The organism is Streptomyces sp. NPDC002671 (genome assembly GCF_053592475.1).
In genome coordinates, this window is sequence record NZ_JBSFVU010000100.1 from 1 (window position 1) to 8857 (window position 8857).

The 8857-nt window shown below is 71.1% G+C and carries 12 protein-coding genes; all 12 read right to left on the bottom strand.

Annotation, left to right across the window (positions count from 1 at the left end; all coding sequences use genetic code 11):
- Window positions 1–140: 140 nt before the first annotated feature.
- The 12 genes from ACWD35_RS43935 to ACWD35_RS43990 all read right to left on the bottom strand — a co-directional run bounded on the left by ACWD35_RS43935 (window position 141) and on the right by ACWD35_RS43990 (window position 8748).
- The gene (locus ACWD35_RS43935; protein WP_451356938.1) at window positions 141–1616 is read right to left on the bottom strand and encodes an ATP-binding protein; all 1476 of its coding nucleotides are present in this window, start codon (window positions 1614–1616) and stop codon (window positions 141–143) included.
- A 2-nt stretch (window positions 1617–1618) separates the two neighbouring features.
- The gene (locus ACWD35_RS43940) at window positions 1619–2473 is read right to left on the bottom strand and encodes a bifunctional DNA primase/polymerase (RefSeq protein WP_451356939.1); all 855 of its coding nucleotides are present in this window, start codon (window positions 2471–2473) and stop codon (window positions 1619–1621) included.
- An 86-nt stretch (window positions 2474–2559) separates the two neighbouring features.
- Complete coding sequence (locus ACWD35_RS43945; protein WP_451356940.1) at window positions 2560–2850, bottom strand: hypothetical protein; 291 nt, start codon at window positions 2848–2850, stop codon at window positions 2560–2562.
- Between the two features lie 17 nt (window positions 2851–2867).
- The gene (locus ACWD35_RS43950; RefSeq protein ID WP_451356941.1) at window positions 2868–3332 is read right to left on the bottom strand and encodes a hypothetical protein; all 465 of its coding nucleotides are present in this window, start codon (window positions 3330–3332) and stop codon (window positions 2868–2870) included.
- A gap of 204 nt (window positions 3333–3536) precedes the next feature.
- The gene (locus tag ACWD35_RS43955; protein ID WP_451356942.1) at window positions 3537–5663 is read right to left on the bottom strand and encodes an FtsK/SpoIIIE domain-containing protein; all 2127 of its coding nucleotides are present in this window, start codon (window positions 5661–5663) and stop codon (window positions 3537–3539) included.
- Window positions 5664–5813: 150 nt separating this feature from the next.
- On the bottom strand, window positions 5814–5990 hold the full coding sequence (locus ACWD35_RS43960) for a pRL2-8 (RefSeq protein ID WP_451356949.1): 177 nt from the start codon (window positions 5988–5990) through the stop codon (window positions 5814–5816).
- Entirely contained in the window at window positions 5987–6304 is a 318-nt protein-coding gene (locus ACWD35_RS43965) for a hypothetical protein (RefSeq protein ID WP_451356943.1), read from the bottom strand. Before ACWD35_RS43965 ends, ACWD35_RS43960 begins: the two co-directional genes overlap by 4 nt.
- A gap of 2 nt (window positions 6305–6306) precedes the next feature.
- Window positions 6307–6654, bottom strand: a complete 348-nt coding sequence (locus tag ACWD35_RS43970; protein WP_451356944.1) for an RRQRL motif-containing zinc-binding protein — start codon at window positions 6652–6654, stop codon at window positions 6307–6309.
- Window positions 6654–7784 carry a hypothetical protein gene (locus ACWD35_RS43975; RefSeq protein WP_451356945.1) on the bottom strand — a complete coding sequence of 377 codons (1131 nt, stop codon included), beginning with the start codon at window positions 7782–7784 and terminating at the stop codon, window positions 6654–6656. The genes ACWD35_RS43970 and ACWD35_RS43975 overlap by 1 nt, the downstream gene beginning before the upstream one ends.
- Window positions 7781–8227, bottom strand: coding sequence for a Pycsar system effector family protein (locus tag ACWD35_RS43980; RefSeq protein ID WP_451356946.1), 447 nt, complete (start codon window positions 8225–8227; stop codon window positions 7781–7783). Before ACWD35_RS43980 ends, ACWD35_RS43975 begins: the two co-directional genes overlap by 4 nt.
- Window positions 8224–8493, bottom strand: a complete 270-nt coding sequence (locus tag ACWD35_RS43985) for a DUF6284 family protein (RefSeq protein ID WP_451356947.1) — start codon at window positions 8491–8493, stop codon at window positions 8224–8226. Before ACWD35_RS43985 ends, ACWD35_RS43980 begins: the two co-directional genes overlap by 4 nt.
- 126 nt (window positions 8494–8619) lie before the next feature.
- Window positions 8620–8748 carry a hypothetical protein gene (locus ACWD35_RS43990; protein ID WP_451356948.1) on the bottom strand — a complete coding sequence of 43 codons (129 nt, stop codon included), beginning with the start codon at window positions 8746–8748 and terminating at the stop codon, window positions 8620–8622.
- Window positions 8749–8857 lie beyond the last annotated feature (109 nt).

Sequence of the window (8857 nt, forward strand, 5' to 3'; positions counted from 1 at the left end):
CGCCCCGCCTGGCACCCGCCGGCGGGGCGTCGTCGTCACCGAACATCGGCACCGTGAATGCCGAAGTCATCGGCATTTTGAGTGCCGGGCAACACGGGGTGCTCCTCTTGCTTGTTCGGTGCGGCGCCGGGTGGCGGAGGTCAGAACGCCGTTTCCTGCTCGTGCGGGAACGGGAGCGGGGGGCGGGTCATCTCGATGTAGCGGGCGGAGCTGGTGCGGCCCCAGTCGATGAGGACGCCGCGTGCGGCGAGGGTCGGCTGCAGCCGCTTGAGCCGGTCGGAGAGCACCTTGCCCGTGGTGGGCCAGCCCTTGGGCAGGGAGCGGCACTCCTCGCCGCTGTAGAGGCTGGTGAGGCAGTGCAGCCACTCCGATGACGTCATGCGGACTTCCGCGCCCGCGTCGAGCCCGGCAGCGTGCTTCAAGACCGTTTGAGCCAGCAGGTCACCTTCGATGACGTCGTCGTTGAGGTCGTCGAGGCTAGCCCGGTAGGCGCTGAGCGCGCCGAAGCCGGTAGCCGCATCGAGCTGCGCGCACAGGTGAGCGAAGTCGGCCATCCGCAGGTCGGTGGGGGTGTCCGCCTGGGCGGCCCGCACCTTCACCGTCAGGTCCAGCAGGGAGCCGAGAACGACCGGCAGGATCTCCGCGTACTCCGCCCAGAGCTCCGCCTCGGTGCGCCGCACCCGGGGCCGTACGAGACGGAGCGGGAGGAGGCGTTCGGCGAGGTCCGGGCGGATGACGCCGACGTCGATGCCGGTCAGGAGCATGGGGCGCCGGTAGCGGGAGCGGACGACGTCGCCGTCGGTGAAGAGCGCGCGCTTGATGCTCTCGGCGCCGGTGACGATGCAGCACATGAGGTCGGACAGGTCCGGGGGCAGGTGGGAGAGGTTGTCCAGGGCGGTGACCCATCCGGCGGCGACGGCCGTGATCATGTTCTCCTCGTCCTTCGGGGCCCGGCGCAGGTCGCCACTCATCCCTTCGATGATCCGCACCAGCATCCGGCCGCCGGTGGACTTGCCCGCCCCTTGGGGGCCGGTGAGGAACGGTGCGGGGACGGGCACGGACGGCTCCAGGCAGCCGATGAGCCAGGCGAGGGCCAGGCACTCGGTCTCGGCGCTGGCGAAGTTGCACAGGCGGAGCAGGAGGTCGATGCCCTTGCCGTTGGTGTCCCGGGCGGGCAGGGGGAGTTCGCCGGTGAGCTGGGTGCGCCGCCAGCAGACTTCCTGCGGGTCGGGGGTGAGGATGTCCCAGCCGGTGGGGTGGATACGGACGGACTTGCCGTCGTCGCGGCCCAGGTCGAGCCAGGTAGCGCCGTCAAATCCCGGGGCGACGCGGATGTGGGTGGGCTGTACGTCCTCGGTCAGAGCGAGTGCTTCGATCAAGTCCAACGCCTCCTTGAGTGCCGTGCCGTTGAACACGCCGACCCCGTCCTTGTAGAGGCCGACCATGAGTTCCTGCCGGTGGCTGCCGGTCGTGCCCTGGGAGCGGATGGGCCGGGCGACGGGGTGGCCGTTCTTCTGCGCGTAGACGGTGCCGTCGATAGTGCGGAAGTACCGGAAGTGCGCTTGTGCGTAGTCGGTGATGATCTGGCGGGCCGGAGTCTTCTCGTCCTCGGACATGGCTACATCCCCAGTGCGGTGCGCGCGTTGGTCCATGCGTCGGTGCAGTGGCGGGGGGACTCGCCCTTGGCCTGCGCGGCGGTGAACAGCCGCGCGACATGGGCGTCGGTGAGGCAGCCGCACGGGCCGTGCGTGGACAGCACGGCGAGGAACGTCCGGTAGACGGTGGCATGCACCGCTTCGCGAGCCTCAGTGATGCGCTGCTCAGCCATCGCAATGCCACGGTCCAGGTAGGCGGGCGTGCGGTGAGGGCACTCCCCGCCCCCAGCCCGCACGGGCACAGTGACGGCCGCCCGTCGGACTGCGCGGGGCTCCTTCACGGTCAGCGCGCGCACGACGTCCGGCAGGACCGTGATGGCGCCGGTCCCGAGACTGAGCCAACGGGCGTAGGCCATCGCGGACTTGATGTCGACGCCGGGCCGTACGGCGTTGGCGGACTGCATGGCCCCCTTGTAGAGCCAGTGCTCACCCCGGGTCGTCGGCACGGTCCGGGTGGCGGGCAGGCTCGCACGGGCCCACGTGACGGCTTCCGCGTTGTCGAGGTCAACGACGGTAAGACCAGCGCCCCCGGGGTGGTAGGCCACCGCCGCCGCCTCGCGCCACGCCCACCGCCACGTGGGCGAGTTGATGACATCCGGGTCGGTCGTTGCGGCGGCCCATGCGTGGCAGGGGCCGGGGCAGGCGCAGGGCCCGGCGTTCTTCATGTTGGGGCGGCCCCCGCAGGCGTTGTCGGCGCAGCGGCGGCAGTTGCCGAACGGCACCTTCCCGGCTCGTAACGGCAGCACCGGCACGCCCGAGGCTGCCAGGGAGAGAGCGGTACGCAGGTGCTCTCCCCGAATGTCGGTGGGTTGGGTCATCCTGGGTATCTCCAGTTCTCTGAGGAAGCGCTGGATGACAAGGGCGGCCCCGGACTTTGGCGAGACGGGGGCCGCCCTTGGCGTAGCTAGAAGGGCGGTTCGCTGCTGTGTCCGTCCGGGCCCCACGGGTCGTGGTCGTCGCCCCGCCGGCGCAGCCACCGGGGGCGGCGCGGGAGGCGGATGAGGGTCCAGCGGCGGTGCTCGTTCCAGCAGCCGCAGGGCTCCCAGTCGGTGCCGGCGTATTCGCCGTTGTGGTCGCCGTAGTCGTACGCGAAGCCGCCGTCTCCTTCGCAGTGGGCACAGTTGGGGTCGGGGGTGTCGGTGAGGACCAGCGCGCGGCGCGACCAGCCGTTGATGTGGATGCGGAGTCGGGGCATGGGCTGTTGGTCTCCTGTCAGCCGTGGAAGTGGTTGCGCTTGAAGATGGCCTTGCGGATGTTGACCGTCGTCCCCTCGCGGTGGCCGCTCGCGCTGAAGACCTGCACGGCGATCCATCCACCGAAGATGACGGCGGCGAGGATGACGAGCTGGTGGATGAAGGCGGCGAGCGCGGCGATGAACGAGGTCAGCAGGATCAGCCCGCCGCACACGGCGAGGAATCCCACGCCTCCGAGGGCGACGTTGACGGCCGCGCGGGAGACGGCCGGCTTGGCGGCGACTGGTTCAGGCTTGGCGGGCTCGATGGCGTAGCCGGTGACGACCCGCCCGTCGGGCAGGACGATGCTTGCCACAGTCGGGACGCTGCCCGGCTGGACCGCAACGATCGGCGCGGCGAGGGGTACGGCGGGGGTGATGGGGGTGGGCTGGTGGACTTCCACGGCCCGCTCAGCGGGCACGTGGCGGGCGTGCTCGGGGTACATGCGGAATCCCTTCCGAACGCGGGTCAGGGAGGCAGATACACCCCCTGCCGGGGGCGCTGTGGAGGGGGTTTCGGGGGGCTGACCTGGGGTGCCTCCCTGACTCCCTGGACGATCATTTGTGCTGGTCAGGGCTAGGGAGGCGGGTCAGGGAGGCGGTCAGGGAGTTCTCCCTGCCTCCCTGCCCCGGCACCGGTCGCCTCCCTGTCACTCGGAGGCGGAAGCGGAACCCTCGCCGTCGCGGTTGGCGAGCGCGGCGGTGACGCGGTCGCGGGCGACGACCATGCGGCCGTCGGACTTGTACGGCTCGGCGCCGGCGTCGTCCAGGACGCGCTTGAGGTCGACGAACGACCACTTGTCGTAGGCGTCCTCGTTCAGCGCGGACAGCCGCTTGATGACGTCCTGGGTGCGCACGCGGTCATCGCTGCCGAGCACCGCGAGGATGTCGGTGAGCGGGTCGCGCTCCTCGCCCCGCTCGATGACGTGCAGGGTGGTCACGCCGTTGCGTAGGGTCTTGGCACGCTCGGCGACCTCGGCGGCCGGGTCGTCGTCGATGAAGTGGGTGCGCACGGTGATGGACGACTGCCCCTTGGGCATGTCGATGCCGTCGGAGGCGACCACCAGGGTTCCCTTGTCGAGCCCCTGTCGGAGCAGGTGCGGGGCGGCGCCGTCGTCCACGGCCTTGTCGCCCAGCGCCATCCTCGACTGAGACTCCGTGCCCAGTACGAGGGAGGCGCGGGTGTGGGCGCCTTCGCGGACCAGCTTGGGAAGGTTCTGGTCGGTGGGGTCCTGGGTGCCCTGCCACATCAGCACGTCGACCGCACGGCCCTGGTTGTGGATCTTGCGGACGGCCATGAAGTACCGGGAGGTGGCCTTGGCGCCGCCGTAGGGCTTCTTGTCCTCGTCGACGGCCGGGCACATGAACGCCACCTGTGCCTCGTCGACCAGGACGATCAGCGGCCGGAAGACGGCCGTGGGGTCGGTGCGGCGCACCTCCATGCGGCGGTTCATCTCATTCACCGCGTCCTCGAGCATCTCGGTGACCTGGATGACGTGGTCGTCGGTCGGTCCCTGAATGAGGACGTCGGCGATGCCGTCGAACATGGCCCAGTCGCCCACACCCTTGAGGTCGCCCAGCCAGAACTGCACGGAGCGGTCCAGCGCCAGCCACAGGGCGAGCGCGCGCAGGGAGGCGGTCTTGCCCTGGTTCGAGCGGCCCGTGATCAGCAGGTGGCGCTGATACACGCTCAGCTCGGCCGCGTCGCCGCGCAGGTCCTGGCCCCACGGGGCCTTGCCGGTCTTGTAGTTGGCGGTCAGCGTCTCGTCGGTGACCAGCGGGGACGGCCCGATCGGCTCGTCCAGGGCGCCGGAGTCGGCGATCCACAGCCGTACGGTGCGGGCGGCCGGCGGGATGGTGATGAATACCTCGTGCTCGTGCCTCGTGAGGTTCTCCGCCAGCTTGCGGCGGCGGTTCTGCACCTCGATCGTCGACACCCCGGACGGGAGCGTGACGTCGACCTCGACACCGCATCCGGCGATCGTGATCGGTCCGAGCATGGACGCGCCGGCGTCGCCCATCTCCTTGATGGCGTTGCGCAGCGCCGGCACACCGAGGTCACGCAGGGCCTTGACCACGATGGACGGGGTGATCGGCTCACCCTCGCCGGAGCGGACGTTGGCCGGCAGCGCCCACTGGGGTGCGGCCTGCTGCTTGCTGCCGACCGCCCACAGGGCGAACAGGGCGAACAGCGGACCCAGGACGGTGGCGTACGGCCAGACAACCTGGACGATCCGGATCAGGGTGGCGATGAAGTCGATGGTGGCCTTCAGCGGGGTGATGACGTCGGTGACGTCGTGGTCGTTGATGGCCATCACGACCCCGAGCGCGACCAGCACCCCGATGCTCATGCCGACGCCGACCCCGACGCCCTTGGCCGCGTCGAGGGGGGAGTGGAGCAGGTCCATGCGGCGGCGGTGGCGGGCCTCGCGGAAGCGCTGCAACCGCTCCTCCCACTCCTGTGCCACCTCGTAGTTCCCGGCAGCCTCAGCGGCCCGCAGCATGCGCTCGTAGCGGGCGCCGGTCTTGCCGTCCCAGGTGCGGCGGGCCACGATCCGGCCCCCGTTGAAGGTGTAGAGGCCGTGGCGGGCCACCGCGCGCACGGTCGCCGTGGTGGTCTCGTGCGTGACGGCCGTCCGGATGGCGCGGCCGGAGCGCACCCACAGCGGCACGGGCGCCGGCGGTGCGGGGTCGGGCACCACGGTCAGCGTGGTCACGCTCGCCTCATCGGCGATCGGGTCGGTGCTCTTGTGCAGGTGAACGACGTTCTCAGTCATGCGGGGATTGCTCCTGACTGCCCTGATCAGGGCGGGAGTTGAGAGAGAAGTGCCGGGGCGGTCGGGTCCGTGGCAGGGACGGCCGCCCCGGCATTCGAGGCGTGCGGGCCGCGCGTCAGGCGGCGGGAAGAGCGCGCGGCGGGAGCGTGGTCACCACCAGCGGGATTCCTTCTTGGGCACGAGGTGGGGGCAGCCGTTGATCATGTGGTCCACGCACTGCGGGCAGTCCTCGCGCGGGTCGAGGTGGCGGTGTGCGCGCTTGTCGTGGGCGTGCTGCCAGCACTGCGGGCACTCACCCGGAGGCGTCTGCTGTGCGGTCGTGGTCACCACCACCCGGAGGACTTCTTGGCGGCCTTGGAGGCGGCGGCCTCGTTCACCACGCGCTGGCGCTCGGTCTTCAGCGCGGCGATCTCCGTGATCAGCCGGGTCTCGGCGCTCTGCCAGGCGGTGTCCATCCGCCGGTCCGCGCGGGCGGTGCCGTTGCCCCGGTGCAGACTGCGCGTGCCGGACACGACCGCGCCCAGCACGGCGCGGCGCTCGCTCCCGCTCAGCGGCCACATCTCGCGGTTCTGAACCGCCGCAAGCTTGCGTTCGTTCTGCTGTATCGCCTTGTCCAGGCGGCGGGTGTCGGGCTTGCCCATCGTCAGGCACTCCTGAGGGAATTGGAGGGGGCGGGGTAGGTGCAGGGCACGCAGGTGCCGAGCGAGGCGGGGATGACGTATCCGGCGTCGCGTCGGCACTGCGGGCCGGTGCGGCGGGCACGGTTGGCCTTGGCCAGTGCCGCCCACCGAGCCGGGGTCATGGGCCTGACCGGCAGGGCCAGGTCGACCCGGTACAGGTAGGCGACCAGCGGAGGCCGGCGGCGGCGCGGCCGTTCGAGCTGAGCCGCCACCGGTTGACCGCCGGGCCGCAGACCACGCGCCCGGAGCTGACGACGGGTGGCGTAGCCGTCCGGGGCCAGGCGCCACCGGAACACCGGCAGCGCCCCCATCACGCGGCCCGCTCAGCGAGCAGCGCGTCACGCAGGATGCGGGCGTTGGCCGGGGAGGTGCGCAGGGCGCGGCGGATGCCCTCGGCGGTGATCTGTCCGTCCGGCCATGCGGCCGTCTCCTTGCGTGCCTCGGTCAGCAGCTGCTCGGGGGTGCGGCGGGTGCGGGTCGACTTTGCCGCCGCCGGGACACGGCCTGTCGCCCGGCGCGGCCGGGTCGACTCAGCCGGAATCGATCGAGCGGGAGCCGTCTCGATCGGTACCGGCTTGACGACCGGTACGACCGCCGGGATCGGCTTCAGCAGGGTGTCCGACTTGCCCAGGTCGCAGGGCAGCGGATCGGGCACCACAAGGCGGGTCAGGGTGACCGTGACGGGGGTCGATTCCCCCTGCTCAGCCGTAGACCGTTCTCGACTATTCTCGGTCGATTCCTCCGCATTTGCGGCGCTGGTCGGGACGGACGCGGTTGCGGGACTCTCATCGGTCGGCGTGGTGTCCCAGGTGGGGAGTTCCCATCCGGTGGCGACGCTCGTAAGAGCCCTGCCTGTGCCCTGGCCCTGGCGGGCACCTTCGAGTTGGGACCAGGCTCCGGCGAGCTTGCCGGCGGTCTCGGCCTGGACGCGTGCGACGCGGGCCCCTGCCGCTGTGACGGCCGTAAGCCGGGTTTCCTCGGTCACGGCTCCTGCCCTCAGTTGGGCGCGGGCCACGGCTGCTTTGTCGCGGGCTTCCTGCTGGATTCCCCGGATCGCATCGAGTGCGGTGGGGGTGAGCGCGGTCCGCTCCCACAGTCCGTGGACCAGCCACAGAGCCTTCGCCGCGACCGGCAGCCAGGACACGGCCAGCCACGCGCCGACGGAATGGTCGGCGGTGAGAGCGTGAGTGACGAGAACACCAGTCGCGAGCAGGCCGAACGACCAGCCGACCGCCGTCACGACGGTGGAGTGGTCGCCCTGCGCGGCGAGGCGGCGTTCGTAGGCGAGGGTGGCCAGCCATCCCCCGTCGATACCGAGACCGACGACCAGGGCGACCTGCCACGGCATCGCCGTGCCCAGCCACATCACGACCACGGCCAGCGTGAGCACCATGGACACGGCCGTCATCGCGACGGCCGGCAGTACGGTCTTGGCCTTCACACCGCACCCCCGAGGGGGAGCAGGGCGGCGAGGACGAGCAGGGCGCCGCCGACGTAGGTCAGGTCGACCCCGCGGCGCAGGCAGGTGAACTTCCGCACGGCGAGCCTGGACAACCCTGCGATGTCGGCTGCGAGGTTGCCTGCAACGGCGTCGCGGATCTCGTCGGGGCTGAGGGTGGCCCACAGCGGGAAGCCGTGCCGACCGCCCAGGCTCGGACGCACCGACCGCAGCAGCAGCCCAGCAGCAGCGACCAGCACGGCCATACCCGCACCACCGGTGAGGGCGGCGGGCAGGGTCAGGGGCAGGTCGCGGGCGACCGACCAGGCACCGGCCAGCACCGCGCCGACGAACGCCAGCAGCAGCGCGACCTTGTTGTCGGTCCGCGCGATCTCCGCCCTCACCTCCGCATGGGCGGCGGTCAGGTTCGCGTCGGCGGCGCTCACGCGGCGCCCCCGGGCAGGCTCGCCGTGGCCGTGCGGTTGGCCAGGGCGAGCCGCTCGGCCAGCACCCGGCGGCGGGCCCGGCGGATCCGGCGGGCGTCCAGCTCGGTGGGCGTGCGGTCCAGGGTGGCGATCTGCACGTCGAGCAGGTCGACGTCCGCCAGGATCAGCGGCATCTCCTGCTCGATCGCGTCCAGCTCCGCGGCCGTCGGCTCCATGAAGTCGGCGAACGCGGTAACAGCGTCCTGAACAGTGACGATGTGGTTCATTGGGTCGTGTTCTCCCCTGCAGGTGGAACGGCCCGAACAGCACCCCCGGAGTTGGCCCTCCGGGGGTGCGCGCCGTTGTGGTCAGTGCTCGTACGAGTGGTGCGAGTGCCGGCGGACGGCCGCGCGCTACCTGGCCTTGGCCTTGCTGATGTGCTGCTGGCCCATCTGCCGCGCGCGGAAGGCACTCTCGGTCTCCCAGCCCTGGGCGCCGCAGGTGCACCGGTACTGGTACTTGCGTCCGCCCCGGGCGGGCACGACGAGGAAGCTGTTGTCGGCGGCGGCTGAACCGTGACCCAGTTTGGGCGGGTCAAAAGTGACCCAGGTGTCTTCTGTTTCGTGTGTTCAGCAGTCGTTGTCTTGGGTG

Excerpts from the sequence above, each read along its gene's own strand:
- ACWD35_RS43935 (WP_451356938.1), bottom strand. The coding sequence starts at position 1,616 with ATGTCCGAGGACGAGAAGACTCCGGCCCGCCAGATCATCACCGACTAC.
- ACWD35_RS43940 (WP_451356939.1), bottom strand. The coding sequence starts at position 2,473 with ATGACCCAACCCACCGACATTCGGGGAGAGCACCTGCGTACCGCTCTC.
- ACWD35_RS43945 (WP_451356940.1), bottom strand. The coding sequence starts at position 2,850 with ATGCCCCGACTCCGCATCCACATCAACGGCTGGTCGCGCCGCGCGCTG.
- ACWD35_RS43950 (WP_451356941.1), bottom strand. The coding sequence starts at position 3,332 with ATGTACCCCGAGCACGCCCGCCACGTGCCCGCTGAGCGGGCCGTGGAA.
- ACWD35_RS43955 (WP_451356942.1), bottom strand. The coding sequence starts at position 5,663 with ATGACTGAGAACGTCGTTCACCTGCACAAGAGCACCGACCCGATCGCC.
- ACWD35_RS43965 (WP_451356943.1), bottom strand. The coding sequence starts at position 6,304 with ATGGGCAAGCCCGACACCCGCCGCCTGGACAAGGCGATACAGCAGAAC.
- ACWD35_RS43970 (WP_451356944.1), bottom strand. The coding sequence starts at position 6,654 with ATGGGGGCGCTGCCGGTGTTCCGGTGGCGCCTGGCCCCGGACGGCTAC.
- ACWD35_RS43985 (WP_451356947.1), bottom strand. The coding sequence starts at position 8,493 with ATGAACCACATCGTCACTGTTCAGGACGCTGTTACCGCGTTCGCCGAC.